Raw genomic sequence first — 23,309 nt, 5'->3', positions numbered from 1 at the left:
CGGGGTCATCCAGGCGCCGCACAACGTGACCTTTCGGACCGATCACCGATTCATGGTCGACGTCGTCTTCTGGTACCGCCCTGAGGGGGGAACCTCGTCTGGGACCGGCACGACCGACTACCCGACTGATCTCATCGGCACGTACACGGTCGACGGAGACGACGTGACGGTCGAGTTCCTCCCCTGGGATGACCTCTGACCTCTACCAATGCGTGACGCGCCGAAGAACGCTCACTCCAGCCGGCGATGTCACCCGTTGATCCATCCCTGCATGTCGGTCCACACCGCAGCGAGGGCATCCTCGAGTGAGAGATCGGAAGGGCCTTCCAGCCATCGGTCCATCGCGAGGTCGAAACAGGTAACGGCGAGGGCGGCCAAGGTGTGTGCGTGCTCGGGGGTGATGCTGCGCTGGTTCAGTGACCGTTCGATGGCGCGCGCGAGGTAGTGACTGCGTAGAAGATCGCGTTCGTGCAGCGCGGGTTCGCTGCGGATGATGCTGCGTCGACGTGCGATCTGCTCTCGCCAGTCCTGGAGGCCTCGGCATGCGGATGCGAGGCCTGCGCGCACCGTGGCCGTCCCGCCGCGTTCGTGCGGGATGGACTCCATGAAGTCGCTCACCGCTCGGGGGAACTCGCGATCTCGGAGGAACAGCACATCGCGTTTGTCGGAGAAGTGGCGAAAGAACGTCCGTGTGGTCAGTCCCGCCGCCTCGGCGATCTGGGGAACCGTGGTTCCCGAGTACCCCTGGTCGGTGAACAGGTTCATCGCTGCGGCTTCCAACCGCAACGCAGCATCCGGTGACCAACGAGGCATAGAGCAATGATGACACGAACTGTCGTAAGCTCGAGCGTGATGACACGAGATGTCATCAGATTCGGAGAACAGAAGAATGAGCGACAACACCGCGGCGTGGATCGATTCCGCCTATGCGGACCTGACGATTCGAGATGCCCCGATGCCGAAGCCGGGGGCGGGGCAGCTGTTGCTCGCGGTGCACGCGGTGGCGGTGAATCCGCTCGATGCGATCATCCAGTCCAACGGCACTGTGATGTACGGATGGTTGCGCTACCCGGTGATCCTCGGGGAGGACGTCGCGGGCGTGGTCGTCGAGACCGGAGCGAGCGTGGACGACTTCGTCGTCGGAGACCGAGTCGTGGCGTATGCGATGGGATTGGAGAAGGGGCGGGATGCCGTCTCCGAGAGCGGCTTCCAGACCTATGTCGCAGTCGACGCGAGCCTTGCCGCGGCTCTGCCGGCCACTACCGCTTTCGAGGACGCTGCCGTTCTGCCGCTGGCGGTGTCCACAGCGGCGGCCGGCCTGTTCGAGAAGGAGCAGCTGGGACTGGACTACTCCCGTCTCGGGGACTCGGCGCATCGCGATGAGGTCGTCGTGATCTGGGGCGGCGCGACAGCTGTCGGAGGCAATGCGATCCAACTCGCCCGAGCAGCCGGCTATCGCGTCATCACGACAGCCTCTGCGAAGAACCACGACCGGATGAGGCGACTGGGAGCAGAAGCCGCCTTCGACTATCGCGACCCGGAAGCGGCGAATCGGATCATCGAAGCGGTCGGCGGCTCCGCGGTGGCGGGGATCCTCGCCGTCGCGGTGGGATCGGCTGAGCCCTGCCTGAGGATCGCGCGCGCCACCGGCGCCACACGGATCGCGATGGCGAGCCCTTCCGTCTCGTTCTACGAACAACCCCGCCGTGGCGGTCTCTCCCTCGCCCGCATCCGCCTCTTCCTGAAGCTCGGAACGAGAACCGCCCTCCTGCAGGTGCGCAGTCGCACTCGCGGGATCAGGGCATCGTTCATCTGGGGAAGCGCCATCGCCACTTCTCCCGTGGGTCCGGCCGTCTGGGGCGGGTATCTCCCTGCCGCCCTCGCTTCGGGCAGCCACCACGCCTACCCGGAGGCGCACGTAGCAGGACACGGGCTTTCGGCCATCCAAGAAGCCATCGACACCCTTCGCCGCGGCGTATCGGCACGGAAACTCGTCATCACCCTCGACCACCCACCGACGAATCCGTGATGGATCCGTGAGGAGGTGCCCGAGTGCATCGCGGGAACAGCGATCGGGACGTCACATATATGGAGGGGCTGACGGGAATCGAACCCGCGCTATCTGCTTGGGAAGCAGAAGTTCTGCCATTGAACTACAGCCCCGTACTCGCATCCGAGGAGCGGGTGAACGCAAGCCTACCCGGCTGATCCGTCAGGGCCAAAGTGTCGGCGGCGTGTGGTGACTAGGCTGGGGCCGTGCTTCTCAGCGACCGCGACATCAGAGCAGAACTCGCCTCCGGCCACATCGGTCTCGACCCGCACGAGCCGGAGATGATCCAGCCGTCGAGCATCGACGTGCGCCTGGACCGCTACTTCCGCCTGTTCGACAACCACAAGTATCCGTTCATCGACCCGTCGGTCGATCAGCCGGAGCTGACTCGGCTGATCGAGGTCGACCCGGATGAGCCGTTCATCCTGCACCCCGGAGAGTTCGCACTCGGCGCGACCTTCGAGCAGGTCTCACTGGCCGACGACATCGCGGCCCGCCTCGAGGGCAAGTCGTCGCTCGGTCGCCTGGGGCTGATCACGCACTCGACCGCCGGGTTCATCGATCCCGGCTTCACGGGGCACGTGACGCTCGAGCTCGCGAATGTCGCGACGCTGCCGATCAAGCTGTGGCCGGGCATGAAGATCGGGCAGCTGTGCTTCTTCCGGCTGACCTCTCCGGCTGAGAACCCGTATGGCTCCGGCCCGTACGGCAACCGATACCAGGGACAGCGCGGGCCCACGGCATCCCGCTCGTTCCAGAATTTCCACAAGACCGACGTCGGCACGACCGATGTCGGAGCTATCGGGGGCTGACATGAGCGGTGACAGCAGAGATCCGCAGATCCCGTCGGAGGAAGCCGTCAATCCGCCGCCTCCCCGGGCTGAGGCGCGAGTGCCGGATGGGGTCATTCCTCCACCTCCCGCCGAGACGCCGATTCCGGATGGTCTGATTCCGCCGCCCCCGCCCGAGACTCCGATTCCGGAGGGCCTCATTCCGGCGGCTCCGGTGATTCCGCCGCCCCCGGCTGAGTCGGCGATTCCGGATGCAGTGATCCCGCCGCCTCCGCCGGAGGCGATGCTCCCGTCGACGCGCCGATCGCGGCCGAAGCCGGCGATCCTCACGGGCGACCAGCCCGCGCCGGTGGCAGACGACTGGGCGCAGCCGTCGGTCGCGCCCGAGGCGCCGACATCCGGCGGATACGGCGTGTTCTCAGTGGTGATCTTCGTGTTCCTCATCGTGCTGCTCGGGGCGGCGATCGCCGGCGCGATCTACCTCGCTACGAGCGTGCCGTTCGCTCTGGGAGCCGGCGAGCCCGGTGCGATCGCCGGTGCGCTGTGGCGTGCGTGATCTGAGATACGACCCCGCGGTCGATGCCGCCTATGTGACCCTGGGCGCACCGATCGCCGACGGCGGGGTCGCACGAACCGTTCCGGTCGACCTGCCGGACGGCATCTCGGGCGAGCTGTTCCTCGACTTCGACGAGGACGGCCACCTGCTCGGTGTCGAGATCCTCGGCGCATCCGCACTGCTCCGTCCTGTGCTTCTGCGCGGTCGATAGCGCGCCCGGAGGGCGGGCGGGGTCAAAAGTGCATCCGCTGCGGCGTTCTCGGGTGTGTTTTCGACCCCGCAAGGGGGCTCGCGCGGGGACGCAGAAACGCCCCGCCCGACCGTGGTCGGAGGGGGCGTTTCGGGTGTCGGATGCCGTCAGGCGTCGCGACCTCGGGTGAAGCCGGCGTCGAAACCGCGCTCGTAGGCGTGCTGCGCCGCACGGGCGACACGGTGCTCGCCGTGGCGGGGTCCTCCGTGCCGGCCGTGCTCGTGGCCGTGGCTTGCGTGACCGTGGTCGGCGTGCCCGTGGTCTGCGCGGCCGTGGTCTGCGTGACCGCCGTTCCCGCGATCGTGCGCGTCTGCGAAGCGGTCGTGCCCCGGGTGGCCGCGGTGTCCGCAGTCGTGTCCGCGGCGCTCGGCATCCGCTCCGCGCCCGTGCCGGTTCTCGTGTTCGGAGTCGTACCCGGGTGCGAATCCGCGACCGCGTCCGAACGGGTGTCCGTGGCGACGACCGAAGCCGCGTCCGGGAAGGCCGGGGCCGAACCCGTGCTCGGGCGCGAATCCGCGACCGAAGCCGCGGGGTCCGAAGCCGTGGCGACGACCGCGCCCACGGGGGAGCGGAGTCTCTTCGTCCCAGCCGAACGCGCGGGCGATCTGCTCGAGCGAGGTCAGCGTGGTCTCGAGATCTTCGGGGCTCACGGCGTCGGTGACCTTGGCGCGGATGCCGTCGACGATGCCGCCGAGGCGCTCCTTGGCCGCACGGCCGTCGTCGGTCAGCGTCCAGCCGTCGCCGTCGGCGACGACCCAGCCGCGCTCGACGAGAGCGTGCAGCTTGTGCGCGTTCAGGGGGCGACGGGCAGGCGTGGGGCCATCGATGATGTTGAGGATCCGCCAGTCACGGCGGCTTGCGTGCTCGCCTTCGAATGCGGAGTCGAACTCGGCCGCCATCAGGCGGTCGACGGCCTTCAGCCAGTAGCCGAAGGGGCGGGAGGTGCTGTCTGTGTTCTGAGTCTCAGAGGTGTTCATGAGGGAAGTCCTTAGATGTCATGGAGCATGTGCTTGTCACTATGCATGTGTATGTATTGTGACATGTAGTAATGATCCATGTCAAGTCGCATGTAAAATCGAATCGTGAGCGCCGCAGAGAACGACCCCACCGAGGCCATCGCCCGCGCTCTGTCGCGCCTGCGCGGGCGACGTCCTGGCGAGCGCGGGCGCGGCCCGCGAGGCATGGGCGGGCCGCACGGTTGGCACGGGGGACCGCACTCCGACCACGCGGACCATGCCGACCATGGGGATCACCGGCACGGGCGGCCGGAGAACCCCGGCATGCCGCCTTGGATGAACGACCCGTCCGGGCGCTTCGGCGGACCGGCGCGGATGCGGATGCTCGAGGCGCTTGCCGCGGCATCCGCTCCGCTCAGCGTCAGCGATCTCGGCGCGGCGATCGGCGTCGACCAGCCCCGGGCGTCGCGGCTCGTGCAGCAGGGGGTCGCGCACGGATTCGTGCGTCGAGAAGCCGACCCCGACGATGCGCGACGCACCCGGATCGCGTTGACCGACGAGGGGCGGAAGATCGCCCGCGGGATGCGGGGTGAACGGCGGGAGGCGCTGGGAAAGGCGCTCGCGGCCTTCACCGATGACGAGCGCGATCAGCTCGCGAGGCTGCTCGACAAGCTCGCCGACAACTGGGAGAGCTGACCTCCGCAGGTGGCGTGTGCTGTGCTGGTGCGGGATGACGTCAGACAGCTGCCGCGAACTCCAGCGACTCCTCGTCATCGACCGAGAGCGACAGCACCACGGTCTCGACGACATCGTGTGCTTCGATCTGCTGTTCGATCGCACGCAGGCTCCGGGCGACATCATGTTCGCGGGCGTCGCCGGTCAGATCGACTTCGGCGACGATGAAGAGCCTGTTCGGGCCCACGTACTCGATGTGCAGATAGGTGAGTCGTTGGATCTGCGGCGACGACAGCAGCGCGCGCCCGACTCGATCGCGCAGTGCGGGCGACGCGTTCGAGCCCACGAGGAACGCGATGTTGCGGCCGATCAGGATGATCGCGACCACACCCAGCAACACTCCGACGAGGATCGACCCCACGGCATCCCACGCGGCGACGCCGGTGATCTGATGCATCGCGATCGCACCCGCCGCGATCACCAGCCCGATCAGGGCGGCCATATCCTCGAAGAACACCGCCCGCAGCGTCGTGTCGCTCGTCTCGAGCACATAGTCCCAGGTCGACGATCCGCGCTCGCGAGCCAGCCGCCGCGACTTCACCATCGCCTGCGTGAACGACGCTCCCTCGAGCACGAATGCGATGCCGAGCACGGCGTATGCCACCCCTGGGCTCTCGACCGGACCCGTCTCCGACAGCTCCTGCACGCCGTGCATGATCGACACGATCGAGCCGGCAGTGAAGATGCCGAACGCCGCGATCAACGACCACACGAACGCCGCGCGTCCGTATCCGAGCGGATGCCGCGTGTCCTTCACCCGCGCGCCCCGCCGGTCGGCGATGAGCAGGAACACCTCGTTGCCGGCATCCGCCCACGAGTGCGCCGCCTCGGCGACCATCGACGCCGAAGACGTGATCACCGCCGCGATCGTCTTGGCGATCGCGACGAGGATGTTGGCGAGAAAAGCGATGATGACCGTCACGCGGTCAGGCTACTCCCGCAGCGCAGAAGCCGACCGCTCAGGCGCGCTGAGTCGCCTTCACCGGCAGCAGCAGCAGGAACCCGGCGATCAGCACCAGCACGATGCCGAGGATGCCGTACGACGTCGAGCCCGAGAGCACGATCAGCAGCGTCCAGGCGCCCGATGCCATCCAGCTCGCCGCCCGCCCGGTCGTCGCATACAGACCGAAGATCTCGCCCTCGCGACCGGCCGGCGTGATGCGGGCGAGGAACGACCGCGACGCCGCCTGGGCGGGGCCGACGAACGCACACAGCACCAGGCCGCCGATCCAGAACACGACCGTCCCGGCATCCACCAGGAAGAACACTGCGAGTCCGGCGATCACCATGGCGGCGAGCGAGATGAGGATGATCCGCTTCGGACCGAAGCGGTCGTCGTAGCGGCCGGCGATGATGGTCGAGACGCCTGCAATCAGGTTCGCGGCGATGCCGAAGATCACCAGGTCGAGGAAGCCGAAGTCGAACACCTGGCTGGCGATGACGGCGCCGAAGGCGAAGACCCCGCCGAGCCCGTCACGGAACACCGCGCTCGACAGCAGGAACCAGAAGGTCTGGCGGGTGTCGGGGTTGCGGTACAGGCCGACGACGTCCTTCACGAGCAGGCCGTAGGAGGCGAAGAAGCCGACCTTGCGCTCGGGGCGTCCGAGCGACGGCTCCGGCACGTTGAGGAAGATCGGGATCGAGAAGACGATCGCCCAGATCGCGCAGGCGACCGCGATGATGCGGAACGGCAGACCCCCGTCGTCCGGCAGACCGAACCAGTCGAACATATAGAAGATGACGACGAGCACCAGGGCGAGGATGCCGCCGATGTATCCGAATCCCCAACCGAGGCCCGAGATGCGCCCGACGGTCTTCGGGTTCGCGATGCCGATCAGCATGGCGTTCGAGTTGACCGCGGCGATCTCGCCGAACACGGATCCAGCCGAAATCAGCGCGACACCGAGCCAGAACAGCGTCGGCGTCGGCTCGACGAACCAGAGGCCGAGCATGCAGGCGACGAGCGCGCCGGTGCCGATCCCGAGCCAGAGCTTCTGACGCCCCGCAGCATCCGCCCGCTGGCCCAGAACCGGCGCGATCAGGAGGATCGCGATGCCAGCGATCGTCGAACCGAGACCGAGACCCGAGGCGAGGTCCGCCTCAGCCGCTTCGCGGATCGGGTCCTTCGCATCGAGGCCGGCGATCTCCGCCGGAAGAAATGCCTCGGTCGTGAGGTACAGCGCCGTGAAGATGAAGGTGAGGATGACGGTGTTGAAGGGCTGCGTCGCCCAGTCCCACAGCGCCCACGAGTAGACCTGCTTCTTCGGTGCCGGGGTCTCGCCACGCAGGTCGAGGCCGATCACGCCGACCGCGCCGCTGTTCGCCGTCGCGGCGGGCTCGGGCACCGCGCCGTTCTGCGGGGATTCGCTCATGATCGCAGTCTGGCGGCGCGCGGTGAACGGACGGTGACGGCGCGCCGCGGGCTAGGGTCGAGGCATGTCGACGATGCGGGCGGTGCCTCGCACCGTCGTGCTGTTCGAGGGCCGCAGCGACAGCCTCGCCTTCATCGCTCTCGCGCGCCGCCGTCGGATCGGCATCGAGAGCCTCGACCTCGTCGATCTCGACGGCATCACGAACCTGCGCAAGCACGTGACGGCGCTGCGCAGCGCCCCGGATTCACCTCGCATCCTCGGCCTGTATGACGACGCCGAGGGCGACTACGTCACGAAGGTCCTGATCGAGGTGGGCGTCATCGCCGACGGTGCGGCGCCGAGCGACGCCGGCTTCTTCGGCTGCGGACGCGACCTCGAGGATGAAGTCATCGCCGCCGCAGGCCCGGAGCTCGTGCTCGACACTCTCGCGGCTCGGGGTGAGCTCGCACGATTCCAGGTGTTCCAGGAGCAGCCCGCGCAGCGCGCGCGGTCGATCGACGAGCAGTTGCACCGGTTCGCCGGCACCGCCGCAGGCAGGAAGGCCCGATTCTCGGCCGACATCATCGATGTGCTGCCGCTCGCGCGCATGCCCCGGCCGCTCCTCGACCTGCTCGACGCGGCGCTGCGGACGGCGTGAGCGGTTCGGTCAGTCCGGCCGGCGGCCGAGCATCGGCTCGCGCAACGTGCGCGCGTAGTCCTCTTTGAGCACCGCCAGGTGCAGCCACGATTCGATGCGGGTGACGCCGGCGAGCGAGCGCAGCCGCTCCAGGCTTGCGTACAACGCTCCGGCAGACGGCTCGACCAGCGTGGCCACGGCGTCGAAGCGCCCGAGGGTGCGCGCGGCGAAGTCGATGCCGCGCCCGGTGCGCAGCTCCTCGATCACCGCCTCATCATCGTGGTTGAGATTGAGTCCGACGCCCATCGACAGCTGCCGGTGCGCGAGACCTCTGGCCTCGACCGCGCTGATCTTGATCACCCCGCCGTCGATCAGTCGCTGCACTCGGGTCGCCACGGCCGAGGGCGAGAGCCGCACAGCCTCGCCGAGGGCGCGGAAGCTCATGCGTCCATCGGACTGCAGTCGTTCGATGAGATCCTCGTCGACCGCGTCGAGGGTGACGTCGCCGTGGTACTCCGAGACGAAGAAGCCCTTCACCACGGTCGAGTAGATGATGGTGTTGATGTCGAGCACGCCGTCGATGGCACGGATCTGGGCGAGCAGGTCGTGCAGGTCCTCCATCGTGCCGAGCCTGACCTCGGTGACGAGATCATGGGCGCCGCCGACCGCCGAGACGAGCACCGTCTCGCTCATGTCGCGCAGGTGCTCCGCGACGATCTCGACCTCGCCGTCGGTGCGGATCGACACGTGAGCGAGCACGTGCTGGCCGAGGAAGACCGGATCGACTGCCGCGACCACCCGCACGGTGCGATCGTCGAGCATGGCCCGCAGCCGCGCGGCGACAGCAGCCCTCGACTGCCCCAGGCGCAGAGACAGCGAGCGGATGCTGGCGCGACCGTCCTCCTGCAGCGCACGGATGAGTTCGGCGTCGAAATCCATGGTTCAGCCCACATTCCTCAGTTTCCCGCGAACGCGCTGCCGCGGGTACATAACTTCAGTGTAGAAGGCCTTCAGGCGGGCGGGTAGACCGATCGTGCGCGACTGAAGGTTCAGAAGTCCAGTGAATCGTCTGTCACGCTGGAGTTCTGACCTTGTCCTCGGGTCCGCACGTCCGTAGCATCCTTCGCTATCCGACATCTTCCGCAAAGGAGCGGTCCACACATGACTTCCACCCACAGCAAGGCGCGACGCGCAGGCATCGCCGCCTTCGTCGGCACCACCATCGAGTGGTACGACTTCTACGTCTACGCGACCGCCGCCGCCCTCGTCTTCGGTCCGCTGTTCTTCCCGAGCGGCGACCGACTCGCCGAGACCGCAGCGGCCTTCGCAACCTTCGCCGTCGCGTTCCTCGTCCGCCCCCTCGGTGGCATCATCTTCGGCCACATCGGCGACAAGCTCGGCCGGCGCACGTCGCTCGTCATCACGCTGCTGCTCATGGGCGCAGCGACCGTTCTCGTCGGCTGCCTGCCGACATACGAGAACATCGGCATCCTCGCCCCGATCCTCCTGATCCTGCTGCGGGCGATCCAGGGACTCGCTGTCGGCGGCGAATGGGGCGGCGCGGTGCTGATGAGCGTCGAGCACGCCCCCGAGAAGTCGAAGACCTTCTACGGCGGCTTCACCCAGCTCGGCAACCCGGCCGGGGCACTGCTCGCCTCAGGCATCTTCGCGATCATGTCGCGCGTCAGCCCCGACTTCATCATGGACGGCGGCTGGCGCATCCCCTTCCTGCTGTCGATCGTGCTGGTCGGCGTCGGGTTCTGGGTTCGCTACCGCGTCGAGGAGACCCCGGTCTTCGAGGCGAAGGTCGAAGGCCGCAAGCAGTCGATGCCGCTGGCCTTCGCCCTGCGCACGAACTGGCGCCCGATCCTGCTCGGCATCGGCATCCTGCCGATCTCGACCGGTGGCTACTACCTGGCCACCACGTTCGTCACCGCCTACGCCACCGGCGAGCCGATCTCGGTCAGCGAGCAGGTCATCCTCGACGCGATGACCATCGCCTCGTTCGTGGAGTTCGTCGTGACGCTGCCGATCGCCTGGCTGGGCGACAAGTGGGGCCGCAAGAACGTCATGTACATCGGTCTGATCACCTCGGTGCTCACGTTCATCCCGTTCCTGCTGGTCATGCCCGGCCGCGTCGAACCGCTCATCTTCCTGTTCGCCTCGCTGGTGCGCATCGCGATGAGCGCGACGTACGCACCGATCGCGGCTCTGCTGGCGCAGATGTTCCGTCCGCAGGCGCGCTACACCTCCATCGCCCTGTCCTACGGCGTGGGCGCAGCGATCTGGGCCGGATTCTCGCCCTGGTTCGCGACGCAGCTCATCGCCTGGACCGGCAGCATCTGGTCGGTCATCGCGATGTTCATCGGCATGGCCGTCATCGCCGGCATCTGCACGAAGCTCGCCCCGCAGCACTCGGATGAGGCGCCGGTCACGGCGTCGTTCACCGCCCGCACCGACACGACCGCGAACAGGCTGCCATGAGAAAGCTCACTCCCTTCGATCGCTCCGCCCAGACGATGCCGCAGCTGTTCACGGCTCGCGTGATCCAGACGGTGGATGCGGCTGCCACGACCGCGACCGCCATGCTCACCGACCGCGGCCGGATCGTCGCGATCGGCACACCCGCCGAGTGCGAGGCCGCCGCCGACCATGCGGGCCTCGCACCCGAGCACGTCGACCTCGGTGACGCGGTGATCGTGCCGGGGTTCGTCGACGCGCACGCTCACCCGCTGATGTTCGGGCAGCTGATGACCTGGGTCGACTGCGGACCCGAGAAGGCCGACAGCATCCCCGAGATCGTCGCCCTGCTCAAGGCGGCGGCGGTCGACGCGCCGGCCGGGCGGCCGGTGCGGGGCTATGGCTACGAGCAGCGCAACCTCGCCGAGAAGCGGCATCCCACCCGCTTCGAACTCGACGAGGTCGCGGCTGACCGAGAGGTCTACCTGATGAACGCCTCGGGTCACGGCGGCGTCGTCAACTCGTACACGCTCACGAAGAACGGCGTCGACCGCGACACCCCGAACCCCGACGGCGGCGAGTTCTTCCGCGACGCCGACGGCGAGCTGACGGGCGAGCTCTCGGACGCGGCATGCAACATCCTCACCGGCGTCCACGGAGTGAAGATCGGCCACCACGGTCCGAACTTCCACCTCGCCGACGAGCCCGAAGAGCACCTGCGACAGCTGGATGCCGCGACGCAGCGGTTCCTCGCTGGCGGAGTCACCTCTATCGGCGACTGCCAGGTCACCCGACGCGAGTTCGACATGTACCTGCGTCTCGCCGAGGCCGGCCGTCTCGAGCTGCGGGTGTCGATGTACCTGCTGTCGCACCTGCTCGACGAGGCGCTCGAGATGGGTCTCGTCGGGCAGTTCGGCAATGCGCACCTCAGCTTCGCCGGCATCAAGCTCTACGCCGACGGCACGCTCGGAGGCTGGACGGCGTACTTCCCCGACGGTTACGTCGGCGACCCCTGCCGCACGGGCCAGCTGTACCACGAGCCCGCCGAGTACGCGGCGCTGATCAGCCGAGCGCACGCCGCCGGTCTGCAGACGGCCACCCACGCGCAGTCGCCCACCGCGATCGAGATGGTCGTGTCGGCGATCGAGGCGGCTCTCGCCGAGCACCCCGACGCCGATGCGCGTCACCGCATCGAGCACTGCGGTCTGCCGACGCCCGAGCAGATCGAGAGGATGGCCGCGTCCGGCATCCGTCCGGTGAATCAGACCCAGCACTACTTCAACTGGGGTGAGGGCGTCGAAGAGGCGATCGGCACCCCGGGCGAGCGCTTCAACCCGCTCGGCGAGTTCGAACGAGCGGGCGTGCCGTTCACGATCTCGTCGGATGCGCCTGTGGCAGAGCCCATCCCGCTCGAGGCGATCCAGACGGCCGTCACCCGGGTGACGCGTCGGGGCCACACCCTCGGACCCGTCGACCTGCGGGTCTCCGCTCTCTCGGCTCTGCGCGCTCACACGATCGAAGGCGCCGTGTCGATCGGCCGCGAAGACGACCTCGGCTCGCTCGAAGTCGGCAAGTACGCCGACTTCGTCGTACTGTCCGACGACCCGCTCGCAGTCGGCGCCGATGACATCTCGTCGATCGCCGTGCGTGAGACATGGGTCGACGGTGCGCGCCGCCACGTGGCTGCCGCGGCGATGGCGTCAGCATGAGCGAGGATGCGAGCATGACCGACGACCCCTATGCCGACACCGCCGGCCGCGCGGTGCTCGAGACCATCCGCGCCTACGGGGTCGATGCGATCTTCGGCATCCCTGGCACGCACAACCTCGAGCTGTATCGCCCGCTCGCCGACCTCGGCATCCGTGCGGTGACGAACAGGCACGAGCAGGGCTCCGGCTACGGGGCTGACGGCTGGGCGCAGCAGACCGGGTTGCCCGGTGTCGTCATCACGACATCGGGACCCGGTCTGCAGAACGCGATGAGCGCGATCGGGACCGCGTTCTGCGAGTCGCGGCCGATGATCGTGCTGTCCCCGGGGGTGCCTCTCGGTGCGGAATTCGCCGACGTCGGCACGCTGCACGAGACGAAGGATGCCACGGCGATGGTCGGCGCGATCGCCGAATGGTCCCGCCGAGTGTCCAGCGCCGCCGAGGCGGTCGATGCGGTGCACGATGCCTTCACGCTCTTCCAGACCGGCCGCCCCCGCCCCGTGCACATCGAGATCCCCCTCGACGTGCTCGAGGCCCCGGCCGATGTCCCCGCGGAGGCCCGCCGTCCCCGGGCGCTGCCTCCGCGGGTGTCGGGTGATCCCTCGGCTCTCGCCGATGCCGCGCGCCTGTTGCAGGGTGCGCAGCGGCCGGTGATCGTCGCGGGAGGCGGGTCGGCCGACGCCGCGCACGAGGTCACAGCACTCGCGGAACGCCTCGGTGCCCCGGTGCTCACCACGCTCAACGGCAAGGGTGTCGTCGACGAACGGCATCCGCTGTCACTCGGCTCGAATCTGCGTCTCGCGGCGGCCCGTGCGGTGGCCGAGGATGCCGACGTCGTGTTCGTCATCGGCTCGAAGCTCGGCGAGGCCGAGCTCTGGGCTCCGCGGTTGGAGGCGCGCGGCGCCGTCGTGCGCATCGACATCTCTCCGCTGCAGCTGAACAAGAACCTCGATGCGACCGTGGGGATCGCAGGTGACGCTGTCGCGGTGGGCGGTGCCCTGCTCGCGCTGCTGCCCGACCAGGGACGCGCAGCTCGAGACCTGACCGCCGAGCGCACCACGATCGAGGCCGAGATGCGTGACACCGCGCCCGAGACGGTCGCGCTGGCCGAGGTCATCGCCGACGCCCTGCCCGACGATGCGATCGTCGCCGGCGACTCGTCACAGATCGTCTACATGGCGCTCGGCAGCGTGCTGCGCTCGCAGCATCCGCACTCGCTGCTCTACACGCCCACCTACGCGACGCTCGGGTACGGACTGCCGGCCGCGATCGGTGCGCGGGTGGCGCAGACCGAGCATCCTGTCGTCACCGTGATCGGCGACGGTGCCCTGATGTTCTGCGTGAACGAGATCGTGACCGCTGTCGAACAGCGACTCGACATCACCATCGTGTGCGTCGACAACGGCGGCTATGCCGAGATCCGTCAGAACGAGGTCGACCGCGGAATGACCCCCATCGGCGTCGATCTGGTGCAGCCCGATTGGGCGGCCCTCGCGACCGCGTTCGGCGCCACCGGGCGTCGGGTCGACGCCCGAGACGACATCGTGCCGAGCATCCGCGAGGCCATCGCGGCCGGCGGAGTGCAGCTCGTGCACATTCCCATGCAGAGACAGGACTGATCATGACCGAGAATGTGGGCCCCATCGACGCCTCCGTGAACCCCCGGTACTCCGGGATCGCGACCTTCGCCCGCCTGCCGCGGATCGAGGACGTGCCTCGCGCCGACATCGCCGTCGTCGGCATCCCCTTCGACTCGGGCGTGAGCTACCGCCCGGGCACCCGCTTCGGCCCGTCGCACGTGCGCGAGTCCTCACGGCTGCTGCGTCCGTACAACCCCGCGCAGGACGTCGCGCCGTTCGCCGTCGCGCAGGTCGTGGATGCGGGCGACATCCCGGTCAATCCGTTCGACCTCACCGAGGCGGTGGCCGAGGTCGAACGCGCCGCACTCGCGCTCGGCGAGCAGGTGCAGCGCATCGTCACGATCGGCGGCGACCACACCGTCGCGCTGCCGCTGCTGCGGGCGGTGGCGGCGAAGCACGGCCCGGTCGCCGTGCTGCACTTCGACGCCCATCTCGACACCTGGGACACCTACTTCGGAGCACCGATCACCCACGGCACGCCGTTCCGCCGTGCGAGCGAGGAGGGGCTGATCGACCTCACCGCGAGCTGCCACGTCGGCACGCGCGGGCCGCTCTATTCGAAGCAGGACCTCGAAGACGACGAGCGTCTCGGCTTCTCGATCGTGTCGAGCGAGTACATCGAGGAGCACGGCGTCGAGGCCGGCATCCAGCGCATCCTGCAGCGCATCGGCGACCGGCCGCTGTACGTGTCGATCGACATCGACGTGCTCGACCCCGCGCACGCCCCGGGCACCGGAACCCCCGAGGCGGGTGGGCTCACGAGCCGCGAGCTGCTGCGGATCCTGCGCGCCCTGGGCGATCAGGACATCGTCGGGGCCGACGTCGTCGAGGTGTCGCCCGCCTATGACCATGCGCAGATCACCGGCATCGCGGCGAGTCACGTCGTGTACGAACTCGTGTCGCTGCTCGCCGCCCGCATCGGTCGCGACTGACTCGGCAGCGCCTGATGCGGTGACGGCGAGCAGCCCTCACGCATACGATGCCGCGAGCAGCTCTGCGAAGAGCTCCTCGGCGTCGCGTTCGACGCGGCGGCGGGTGAACCAGTCGCAGATGTTGACGCAGTCGCGGTGCAGCAGGTCGAGGCCCTGCGGGTTCGCGATGATGTCGACGATCTGCGGCAGGTCGATCACGCGCACCCGCCCGTCGTGCACCAGCAGGTTGTATGCCGAGAGGTCGCCGTGCGCGAAGCCTGCCGCGGCGAAGATCCGCATGATGTCGACGATCTGGTCGTAGAGCCCGGCGAGCTCGGCCCGATCGCTGCGCACGGCCGCGAGTCGGGGCGCCGCGACCCCCGACTCGTCGCCGATGAACTCCATCAGCAGCTCGGTGCCGTTGACCTGCACGGGGTAGGGCACGGGTGCCCCGAGCTCCCACATGCGGCACAGTGCGTCGAACTCGGCGAACGACCACTGCGCGGCGGCGACAGCCCGGCCGTGCTCTGACTTCTTCGCGAGGGCTCGGGTGTCGCGGGTGTTCCTCGTGCTCCGGCCCTCGGTGTAGACGCCCGAGCGGTGGAAGCTGCTGTGGTCGGAGTCGCGGTAGCGCTTGGCCGCGAGCAGGGTGCGCTGGGTCGAGTCATCGGGCACGGCGCGTTCGAGCAGGAACACGTCGGCCTCCTTGCCGGTCTTCAGGATGCCGAGCTCGGTGTCGAGTGCGCCGGCGCTCGTCACGACCCACTCGGGCCACGGGAGCGGCCCTCGTTCCGACGGGGTGATCGTCGGCCACGTCGACCAGCGCTGGCGCTCGCCCGGTTCGACGTCGGCGAAGGTGGGGACGGATTCGAAAGGGGATGCGTCGAAGAAGGAGGAAGAAGAGGGGGATGCTTCGGAAGAAGCGAAGAGATCAGACACGATGTGGCTCCGAGAGAGGGAGGCCACGCGCGGATCAGGAGCGAGAGGCCTCGAGAGGAAGGATGTCGGCGAGGGGCACGACAGAGACGGTGTTCATGTCATCCACTCCTCTCGCTCTTGCCTTCCGGGAGAACCCCGGTGCGTCGTCGAGCCTAGGGGGCGAGGGCGGATGCTGTCCAGACCCGGGTGCCCCGTCTCACCGCGCAGTCCGGACGAATGGTCGGATGCCGTGGACGCCGCGTCGGGCGACGGAACCCCGCGGCTGAGAGTGTTGAACCATGACGACGACCGCGCCCGTACCCGTGACGACCGCCCGCACCGAGCGCATCCGCTACGGCGGGCTCATCGTGCTGATGCTGATGGGCTTCCTGCTCGTCACGGCCGAGTTCCTGCCGAACGGCGTGCTCACCGAGATGGCCGACGCGCTCGGAGTGACCCCCGGCCAGGCGGGGCAGACCGTCACGGTCACCGCGCTCGTCGGCCTGATCGTCGCGCCGACCGTCGGGCTGATCTTCCCCCGTCTCGACCGCCGGTCGCTGCTCGTCTGGATGGCGCTCGCCGCAGCTGCGTCGAACCTCATCGTCGCGATCGCGCCCAACCTGATCATCGTGCTGCTCGCGCGGTTCCTGCTGGGTGCGGCGATCAGCGCCTTCTGGGCGATGTCGATCACGGTCGCCGTGCGCCTGGCGGGCCCGGAGCACCTCGGGCGCGGCGTCATGTTCACCTCCGCCGGCGTCTCGCTCGCGACGGTCGCCGGTGTGCCGCTCGGTGTGATGCTCAGCGAGATCGTCGACTGGCAGACGGTGTTCGCGATCGCGGGTGTGCTCATGGTGCTGCTGGCCGTGGCGCTGCGGTTCATGCTCCCGTCGGTGCCGGCCGAGCAGGGCGCCAGCATCCGGCTCCTCGTCGACACGCTGCGTCGTCCGGGCATCGGGTTGGGCATGGGCGGGCACGTGCTCGTCGTGCTCGGTCACTTCCTCGCCTACACGTACGTGCGACTCGCGCTCGAGCGCATCCCCGAGATCGAGCCGTCGACGATCATCCTGCTTCTCGCCCTCTTCGGACTCGGTGGCCTCGCGGGCAACCTCGGGCTCGGGTTCGTCATCGACCGCACCTTCGGCTTCTTCGCGGTGTTCGCCCCGCTGGTGATCGCCGTGTCGGTGCTGTCGATGATCTTCCTTTCGGGCTCGGTTCTCGGCATCGGGATCGTCGTGCTCGTATGGGGCTTCTTCTTCTCGTCGTGGCTGCTCGTGATCAACACCTGGGTGGGGCACCGCACGCCCGACCGGCTCGAGGCGGGCGGAAGCCTCGTGGTCGTGGGGTTCCAGGGAGCGATCACGATCGCCGCCGGGGTCGGCGGACTGCTCGTCGACACCCTCGACGTCGAGTTCGTCTACGTGCTCGGGGCGATCGCGCTGCTGGTGGGCGCGGTGCTGTTCGGGGCGTCGAACCGAATGAGCGTCGCGGCGGCGAAGCGGGCCTGACTGGGGTTCTAGGCGGGGACGGCGGTCGACTCGGACACCCGCCATGCTGACGGAGTCATCCCGGTGCGGCGGCGGAACGCGCGGCTGAAGCCCTCGTCGGAGGCGTAGCCCAGCTCGCGCGACGTCTCGCTGACCGAGCGGCCTGCGCTCAGCATCCGCTTCGCCGCGTCGACGCGCACCTCGGTGACGTAGTCGGCGGGCGAGCGGCCGATCGCGCTGCGGAATCGCTCGGCGAACACCGACCGTGACATCGCACCGACACCCGCGAGGCGCTCGACCGTCCAGTCGCGTCCTGGCTGCTCATGGATCGCCTCGACCACCCGGTCGAGGAACGGATCGTTCGACACGGAGGGCCAGCCGGCCGGCGCGCAGCCGTTCGCGGCCCACGCACGGATCACCGAGAGCAGCACGGTCTGCGCCATCATCCGGCAGATCACCGGGTCGCCCTGGCGTGACGGGCACGTCGAGGGATCGGTGGGCCCCATGCTTCCGGCGAGTGCGGCTGCAGCGGGTTCCAACGCGGCGAACGACATGACGGTGATCGGATCGGGAAGAAGCGCGGCGATCATGGCAGCACTGTCGGAGAACTCGAGGTCGACGACGACGAGGTCGGTCACCCCATCGGCTTCGAGGGCGATTGCCGCGCGGCCGAGCGTCAGGAACGCGTCTCCCGCGACCAGATTCGCGCGCAGCGGGCGATCGTCCACCGCGACGATCTGCGCTGCGCGGTCGACGTCGAGGCGGCATCCGGTGGTCAGCGGCGGATGCCCGTGCACCGAGCCCGAGGCGATGTAGACGAGGGTCGCCGAGCCCGAGGGGATCGGCAGGAGCCCGCCGGTCGCGAGTGCGACGCGTCGAGCGATGCCGACGCGGAGGTCGACCGAGTCGAGCACGTGCCCGAGGGCTGCGGAGTCGACTGTCACCATGCCTTCGGCAACGCCCGGGGATGCATAGCTATTCCGGATACGCTGGACGGACCCCCACCCGAGGAGTCCCGTGTTCCGCACACCCGACCGCCTGTTCCGTGTTCTCGCGATCGCGGAGGCGATCACGTGGACCGTCCTGATCTCGGCGATCATCGCCCGTGCCGCAGGTGCGCCGGGAATCGTCGTCACGATCGGCGGTGGCATCCACGGATTCGTGTTCCTCGCATACGCGGCGACCGCAGTGCTCGTCGCGCTCAACCAGCGCTGGCACCTCGGCGTCGCGATCCTGGCCGTGGCGAGCGCCGTCGTCCCCTACGCGACGATCCCGATGGAGATCTGGCTGCACCGCACCGGCCGCCTGGCGGGCGAGTGGCGACTCGAGCAGACGCAGGACCCGCGCGATGCGCGCTGGTACGACCGGCTCATGCGCTGGTTCCTGCGCCGCCCGTGGGTGCTGGCGATCCTGCTGGCCGTCGGCATCGTCGCGCTGTACGTGATCCTGCTGCTGGTGGGCCCGCCGGGCGGCAAGTGACCTTCTCCCGCGCTCAGCAGAGCGGATGCCGGGCGGCCGGCGTCACTGGATGACGACAGCGTTCTTGTCGATGACCTCGGCCATCGTCGCCTGCATGTCGCCGCCGGTGCAGTCGACGATCACGTAGAGCCCGACCCCCGTCGCGGTGAAGGCCCGTGCGGCCATCGCCCACTGACGATCGGCCTCTTCACCGACGACCTGTCGGTTCTCGACGTCGGCGTTGCCGCCGACCTGATAGCTGAAAGAACCCGTCGTCGAGAGCGGGGTGATCGTGGCGGCGTCGGCTTCGCCGAGGATGACGGCGAGCATGGCATCCGAGCTGACGCTGTCGTCACCGGCCACAGTCGGCACATCGGGAATCAGGCCCTGCCAGAACTGGGCCGTGCAGGTGTCGTCGATCGTGCCGTACGTCCAGCCTCCGTTGCCGTCATCGGGCTTGACGATCTTCCAGCCGTCGTCGACGATGAACCCGTCGCCCCACTGGATGTACGCGTCAGGGGAGATGTCGGCGCCGTCTGCGAAGGTCATGGTCGAGGGCAGGTCGCCGGAGGGCTCCTCAGACGGGATCGCTGTCGGGGAGGGCTCCGGCCCGTCGCCGTTCGGCACGTTCACGGGGATCTGCGCATACAGGCAGCCGCTGAGCGACAGCGCAGCCAGCGCGACCACAGAGAGGGCGGCGAGGCGGACGAGCTGCGGGGCCTGCGAGATGCGCGTCATGCCGGTCAGCCTAGTCGCCGACATGACGGCTGATTCAGTGCGCCGTGGCGATGCCGACCGCATCGTGCACCATGACCGATGCGACCCTCGCGCCTGCGCCGGCTGCGACGATCAGCTGCTGGGGGCCGGGGATCGCCGCATCGCCGGCGGCATAGAGTCCCGGGATGTCGGTGCGCCCCGACCGATCGGTCACGAGGTGCCCGTCGCGGTCGATCGCGGGTGCGAAGCCGTGCAGGAACGACAGATCGGTCTGCCACTCGGGCCGCACGAATCCGCCCTCGACCGCGACGACGGTGCCGTCGGTCAGCCTGATCGCCTCGATGCGCCCGCGGTCTCCGACGAGTTCGGCGATCGGATGCCGCAGCACGGCGACCCCCGACGCGGCGAGCTCGGCCTCTTCTGCTGCCGTGACCGTGTCTGCTCCGAGGGTGAAGACGGTGAGGCTCTCGGTCCAGCGCGAGATGAGCCGGGCGCGGTCGGCGAGGTCGGGCGTCTCTCCGATGAGGGCGAGTCGTCGACTCCGCAGTTCCCATGCGTCGCAGGCCGCGCAACTGAAGAGGCTGATGCCGTAGAAGCCGCGCAGGTTCGGGACGTCGGGAAGTGTCTCGTGCAGACCCGTCGCGAGCAGCACGCTGCGGGCAGTCACCACGTCGGTCGGATCCTTGCGGCCGACGGATGCCGTGAACCCGGCATCCGTTTCCCCATCCGCCGCGGAAGCCGACCTGCGCAGTTCGAGCACCCTGATGCGCGTGCGCACCTCGATGTTCGGGTAGGCGGTGAGCTCGTCGCGGGCCATGCGGCGCAGTTCGTGCGGAGCCACACCGTCTCGGGTGAGGAACCCGTGCGAGTTCAGCGTGGCGGCGTTGCGCGGACGGTCGGCATCGACCACCAGCACGCGCATGAGCGAACGGCCCAGGTTCAGCGCGGCGGACAGCCCGGCAGGACCACCGCCGATCACGAGCACGTCGTAGGTGTCCGTGTCAGCTGTTCGCACGGCTCCAGTCTGCCATCTCTGTGGGTCGAAGACTAAAGTTGAGTCGTCTCGTATCAACTTCATTTGACAGCATCCGGAGGCCGGAGTACAGTTGAGTCATCGCGACTCAGGTTTGCCTGATCGCCCCGGATTTCCAGACCCACATCAACCTCAGCAACAAAGGAGAATCACATGGCACGTGCTGTTGGAATCGACCTCGGTACGACGAACTCCGTCGTCAGCGTCCTCGAGGGTGGCGAGCCGAAGGTCATCGCCAATGCCGAGGGCTTCCGCACCACCCCCTCGGTCGTCGCGTTCACGAAGGACGGCGAGGTGCTCGTCGGCGAGACCGCGAAGCGCCAGGCCGTCACGAACGTCGACCGCACCATCGCATCCGTCAAGCGCCACATGGGCACCGACTGGACGTTCGACGTCGACGGCAAGAAGTGGACGCCGCAGGAGATCTCGGCGCGCATCCTCCAGAAGCTGAAGCGCGACGCCGAGTCCTACCTGGGCGACACGGTGACGGACGCCGTCATCACGGTCCCCGCGTACTTCAACGACGCCGAGCGTCAGGCCACCAAGGAGGCCGGCGAGATCGCGGGACTCAACGTCCTGCGCATCATCAACGAACCCACCGCCGCAGCTCTGGCATACGGACTCGACAAGGGCAAGGAAGATGAGCTCATCCTGGTCTTCGACCTCGGTGGCGGAACGTTCGACGTCTCGCTGCTCGAGGTGGGCAAGGACGACGACTTCTCGACCATCCAGGTGCGCTCCACCGCGGGTGACAACCGCCTCGGCGGTGACGACTGGGACCAGCGCCTCGTCGACCACCTGATCAAGCAGTTCAAGGAGACCACCGGCGTCGACGTCTCGGGTGACAAGATCGCCCTGCAGCGTCTCAAGGAGGCAGCGGAGCAGGCCAAGAAGGAGCTCTCCTCCTCGACCAGCACCAGCATCAACCTCCCGTACCTGTCGCTGACCGAGTCGGGCCCGGTGTCGCTGAGCGAGACCATCACCCGCGCGAAGTTCGAGGACCTGACGAAGGACCTGCTCGACCGCACCAAGAAGCCGTTCGAGGATGTCATCCGCGAAGCCGGCATCAAGGTCGCCGACATCGACCACATCGTGCTCGTGGGTGGATCGACCCGCATGCCCGCCGTCGCCGAGCTCGTCAAGCGCGAGACCGGCAAGGAAGCGAACAAGGGCGTCAACCCCGATGAGGTCGTCGCCGTGGGCGCCGCCCTTCAGGCCGGTGTCCTCAAGGGCGAGCGCAAGGACGTTCTGCTCATCGACGTCACCCCCCTCAGCCTCGGTATCGAGACCAAGGGCGGCATGATGACCAAGCTCATCGAGCGCAACACGGCCATCCCGACCAAGCGCAGCGAGACCTTCACCACGGCAGACGACAACCAGCCGTCCGTCGCGATCCAGGTCTTCCAGGGCGAGCGCGACTTCACCCGCGACAACAAGCCGCTGGGAACGTTCGAGCTCACCGGAATCGCCCCGGCTCCCCGTGGCATCCCGCAGATCGAGGTCACCTTCGACATCGACGCCAACGGCATCGTGCACGTGTCCGCCAAGGACAAGGGCACGGGCACCGAGAAGTCGATCGTCATCTCCGGCGGCTCTTCGCTGTCGAAGGAAGACATCGAGCGCATGGTGCGCGAGGCCGAGGAGCACGCGGCCGAAGACAAGGCACGCCGTGAGGCCGCCGAGGTCCGCAACCAGGCCGAGACGCTCGCATACTCGATCGAGAAGCTGATCACCGAGAACGACGACAAGCTGCCCGAAGACGTGAAGACCGAGGTCAAGGCCGACGTCGACGCGCTCAAGACGGCGCTGGCCGGCGAAGACGACGAGGCCGTGAAGACCGCGTTCGACAAGCTGAACCAGTCGCAGGGCAAGATCGGCGAAGCGATCTACGCGCAGTCCCAGACCGAAGGCGCCCCGAGCGCCGACGCTGCGGGAGAGGCCCCTGCTGATGACTCCTCCTCCGAAGAGGACGTCATCGATGCAGAGGTCGTCGACGACGAGGACGAGAAGAAGTAATCATGACGGACAAGAACTTCGACGACAATCAGGTTCCTGAGCCCGCCGAAGGTCACAGCGAGGGGTCGGATGCTCAGGCATCCGGCCCCGCGCCGCACAACCCGGACTCTGACGAGGCCCGGGCTGCGGAGGGCTCTGACGCGGACTTCACGATCGACGACATCCTGAATGCCGACCAGACGGCTGAGGCCGCTGCGGGGGATGCCGCGATCGCCGACGCCGAGAACACGCTGCTGAACGATCTCAAGCGGCTCCAGGCCGAATACGCCAACTACCGCCGACGCACTGAAGAGCAGCGTCAGGTCGAGATCGAGCGCGCGAAGGGCGAGGCCGCCAAGGGCCTCATCCCCGTGCTCGACGATCTCGACCGTGCAGCTCAGCACGGCGATCTGGTCGAGGGCACGCCCTTCGCCGTGATCGCCGGCAAGGTGCGCGTGATCGTCGAGCGTCTCGGTGTCGTCTCGTACGGCGAGAAGGGCGAGGAATTCGACCCGCAGCGCCACGAGGCGATCTTCCAGCAGCCCACCCCGGGCGTCGACAAGACCACGGTGCTCGAGGTCGTCGAGGTGGGTTACCGCCTCGGTGATATCGAGCTGCGCCCCGCGAAGGTCGTCGTCGCCGTACCTGCGGAGTAGGT

Annotated in this window: 24 protein-coding genes and 1 tRNA gene; 15 read left to right on the top strand and 10 right to left on the bottom strand. The window is 68.2% G+C overall.

What is annotated here, in order from left to right; all coding sequences use genetic code 11:
* Positions 1–25: 25 nt before the first annotated feature.
* Positions 26–199 (top strand): hypothetical protein, encoded by a 174-nt coding sequence (locus RQG82_RS05025; protein ID WP_311258039.1) that lies wholly within the window; start codon positions 26–28, stop codon positions 197–199.
* A gap of 50 nt (positions 200–249) precedes the next feature.
* Here RQG82_RS05025 and RQG82_RS05020 read toward each other — a convergent pair whose 3' ends face one another.
* Positions 250–813 carry a helix-turn-helix domain-containing protein gene (locus RQG82_RS05020; RefSeq protein ID WP_311258038.1) on the bottom strand — a complete coding sequence of 188 codons (564 nt, stop codon included), beginning with the start codon at positions 811–813 and terminating at the stop codon, positions 250–252.
* 76 nt (positions 814–889) lie between these two features.
* Here RQG82_RS05020 and RQG82_RS05015 point away from each other — a divergent pair, with 76 nt between their 5' ends.
* On the top strand, positions 890–2,029 hold the full coding sequence (locus RQG82_RS05015) for a zinc-binding alcohol dehydrogenase family protein (RefSeq protein WP_311258037.1): 1,140 nt from the start codon (positions 890–892) through the stop codon (positions 2,027–2,029).
* Between the two features lie 60 nt (positions 2,030–2,089).
* Here the strand turns inward: RQG82_RS05015 and RQG82_RS05010 are convergent.
* A tRNA-Gly gene (locus RQG82_RS05010) sits at positions 2,090–2,163 on the bottom strand.
* 93 nt (positions 2,164–2,256) lie between these two features.
* On the opposite strand from RQG82_RS05010, the gene dcd reads away from it, so the two are divergent.
* Genes dcd through RQG82_RS04995 form a run of 3 tightly spaced genes read left to right on the top strand, consistent with a single transcriptional unit; the run spans position 2,257 to position 3,608 of the window.
* A complete protein-coding gene (dcd, locus tag RQG82_RS05005; RefSeq protein WP_311258036.1) occupies positions 2,257–2,862 on the top strand; it encodes a dCTP deaminase in 606 nt (201 codons plus the stop codon).
* Position 2,863: 1 nt separating this feature from the next.
* Positions 2,864–3,397: a hypothetical protein gene (locus RQG82_RS05000; RefSeq protein ID WP_311258035.1), complete on the top strand. Its 534-nt coding sequence runs from the start codon at positions 2,864–2,866 to the stop codon at positions 3,395–3,397.
* Positions 3,390–3,608: a DUF2283 domain-containing protein gene (locus RQG82_RS04995; RefSeq protein WP_311258034.1), complete on the top strand. Its 219-nt coding sequence runs from the start codon at positions 3,390–3,392 to the stop codon at positions 3,606–3,608. Before RQG82_RS05000 ends, RQG82_RS04995 begins: the two co-directional genes overlap by 8 nt.
* 146 nt (positions 3,609–3,754) lie before the next feature.
* Here RQG82_RS04995 and RQG82_RS04990 read toward each other — a convergent pair whose 3' ends face one another.
* Positions 3,755–4,624: a hypothetical protein gene (locus tag RQG82_RS04990; protein WP_311258033.1), complete on the bottom strand. Its 870-nt coding sequence runs from the start codon at positions 4,622–4,624 to the stop codon at positions 3,755–3,757.
* Between the two features lie 105 nt (positions 4,625–4,729).
* On the opposite strand from RQG82_RS04990, the gene RQG82_RS04985 reads away from it, so the two are divergent.
* Positions 4,730–5,299, top strand: a complete 570-nt coding sequence (locus RQG82_RS04985; protein ID WP_311258032.1) for a MarR family winged helix-turn-helix transcriptional regulator — start codon at positions 4,730–4,732, stop codon at positions 5,297–5,299.
* A 40-nt stretch (positions 5,300–5,339) separates the two neighbouring features.
* Here the strand turns inward: RQG82_RS04985 and RQG82_RS04980 are convergent, their stop codons facing one another.
* The gene (locus RQG82_RS04980) at positions 5,340–6,260 is read right to left on the bottom strand and encodes a cation diffusion facilitator family transporter (RefSeq protein ID WP_311258031.1); all 921 of its coding nucleotides are present in this window, start codon (positions 6,258–6,260) and stop codon (positions 5,340–5,342) included.
* A gap of 37 nt (positions 6,261–6,297) precedes the next feature.
* The gene (locus tag RQG82_RS04975) at positions 6,298–7,710 is read right to left on the bottom strand and encodes an MFS transporter (RefSeq protein WP_311258030.1); all 1,413 of its coding nucleotides are present in this window, start codon (positions 7,708–7,710) and stop codon (positions 6,298–6,300) included.
* 64 nt (positions 7,711–7,774) lie between these two features.
* Between RQG82_RS04975 and RQG82_RS04970 the strand changes: the two genes are divergently transcribed.
* Positions 7,775–8,347 carry a hypothetical protein gene (locus RQG82_RS04970; RefSeq protein ID WP_311258029.1) on the top strand — a complete coding sequence of 191 codons (573 nt, stop codon included), beginning with the start codon at positions 7,775–7,777 and terminating at the stop codon, positions 8,345–8,347.
* Positions 8,348–8,356: 9 nt separating this feature from the next.
* Here the strand turns inward: RQG82_RS04970 and RQG82_RS04965 are convergent, their stop codons facing one another.
* Positions 8,357–9,265 carry an Lrp/AsnC family transcriptional regulator gene (locus tag RQG82_RS04965; RefSeq protein ID WP_311258028.1) on the bottom strand — a complete coding sequence of 303 codons (909 nt, stop codon included), beginning with the start codon at positions 9,263–9,265 and terminating at the stop codon, positions 8,357–8,359.
* A gap of 222 nt (positions 9,266–9,487) precedes the next feature.
* On the opposite strand from RQG82_RS04965, the gene RQG82_RS04960 reads away from it, so the two are divergent.
* From RQG82_RS04960 to speB, 4 genes are read left to right on the top strand one after another with little or no spacing between them, the layout of a single operon-like run.
* Entirely contained in the window at positions 9,488–10,810 is a 1,323-nt protein-coding gene (locus tag RQG82_RS04960; protein ID WP_311258027.1) for an MFS transporter, read from the top strand.
* On the top strand, positions 10,807–12,495 hold the full coding sequence (locus tag RQG82_RS04955; RefSeq protein WP_311258026.1) for an amidohydrolase: 1,689 nt from the start codon (positions 10,807–10,809) through the stop codon (positions 12,493–12,495). The genes RQG82_RS04960 and RQG82_RS04955 overlap by 4 nt, the downstream gene beginning before the upstream one ends.
* 14 nt (positions 12,496–12,509) lie before the next feature.
* Entirely contained in the window at positions 12,510–14,114 is a 1,605-nt protein-coding gene (locus tag RQG82_RS04950) for a thiamine pyrophosphate-dependent enzyme (protein WP_311258025.1), read from the top strand.
* A gap of 2 nt (positions 14,115–14,116) precedes the next feature.
* Positions 14,117–15,067 carry an agmatinase gene (gene speB / locus RQG82_RS04945; RefSeq protein ID WP_311258024.1) on the top strand — a complete coding sequence of 317 codons (951 nt, stop codon included), beginning with the start codon at positions 14,117–14,119 and terminating at the stop codon, positions 15,065–15,067.
* 36 nt (positions 15,068–15,103) lie between these two features.
* On the opposite strand, the gene RQG82_RS04940 is transcribed toward speB, so the two are convergent.
* Positions 15,104–15,985, bottom strand: coding sequence for an RIO1 family regulatory kinase/ATPase (locus tag RQG82_RS04940; protein ID WP_311258023.1), 882 nt, complete (start codon positions 15,983–15,985; stop codon positions 15,104–15,106).
* 278 nt (positions 15,986–16,263) lie between these two features.
* Here RQG82_RS04940 and RQG82_RS04935 point away from each other — a divergent pair, with 278 nt between their 5' ends.
* Positions 16,264–17,469, top strand: a complete 1,206-nt coding sequence (locus tag RQG82_RS04935; protein WP_311258022.1) for an MFS transporter — start codon at positions 16,264–16,266, stop codon at positions 17,467–17,469.
* An 8-nt stretch (positions 17,470–17,477) separates the two neighbouring features.
* Here the strand turns inward: RQG82_RS04935 and RQG82_RS04930 are convergent, their stop codons facing one another.
* Positions 17,478–18,395, bottom strand: a complete 918-nt coding sequence (locus tag RQG82_RS04930) for an AraC family transcriptional regulator (protein WP_311258021.1) — start codon at positions 18,393–18,395, stop codon at positions 17,478–17,480.
* A gap of 70 nt (positions 18,396–18,465) precedes the next feature.
* Here RQG82_RS04930 and RQG82_RS04925 point away from each other — a divergent pair, with 70 nt between their 5' ends.
* Entirely contained in the window at positions 18,466–18,927 is a 462-nt protein-coding gene (locus RQG82_RS04925; protein WP_311258020.1) for a DUF3817 domain-containing protein, read from the top strand.
* Between the two features lie 42 nt (positions 18,928–18,969).
* Here the strand turns inward: RQG82_RS04925 and RQG82_RS04920 are convergent, their stop codons facing one another.
* Together RQG82_RS04920 and RQG82_RS04915 are read right to left on the bottom strand one after the other, a co-directional pair.
* On the bottom strand, positions 18,970–19,644 hold the full coding sequence (locus tag RQG82_RS04920; protein WP_311258019.1) for a hypothetical protein: 675 nt from the start codon (positions 19,642–19,644) through the stop codon (positions 18,970–18,972).
* Positions 19,645–19,678: 34 nt separating this feature from the next.
* Positions 19,679–20,638: an NAD(P)/FAD-dependent oxidoreductase gene (locus tag RQG82_RS04915; RefSeq protein WP_311258018.1), complete on the bottom strand. Its 960-nt coding sequence runs from the start codon at positions 20,636–20,638 to the stop codon at positions 19,679–19,681.
* Between the two features lie 171 nt (positions 20,639–20,809).
* Here RQG82_RS04915 and dnaK point away from each other — a divergent pair, with 171 nt between their 5' ends.
* Entirely contained in the window at positions 20,810–22,672 is a 1,863-nt protein-coding gene (dnaK, locus tag RQG82_RS04910; RefSeq protein ID WP_311258017.1) for a molecular chaperone DnaK, read from the top strand.
* 2 nt (positions 22,673–22,674) lie between these two features.
* The gene (locus tag RQG82_RS04905) at positions 22,675–23,307 is read left to right on the top strand and encodes a nucleotide exchange factor GrpE (protein WP_311258016.1); all 633 of its coding nucleotides are present in this window, start codon (positions 22,675–22,677) and stop codon (positions 23,305–23,307) included.
* Positions 23,308–23,309: the final 2 nt, after the last annotated feature.

This window comes from Microbacterium sp. WCS2018Hpa-9 (genome assembly GCF_031843745.1).
Lineage (GTDB): Bacteria > Actinomycetota > Actinomycetes > Actinomycetales > Microbacteriaceae > Microbacterium.
Note: the sequence above shows the minus strand (reverse complement) of the source record. Positions and strands in the feature narration are given on the sequence as shown.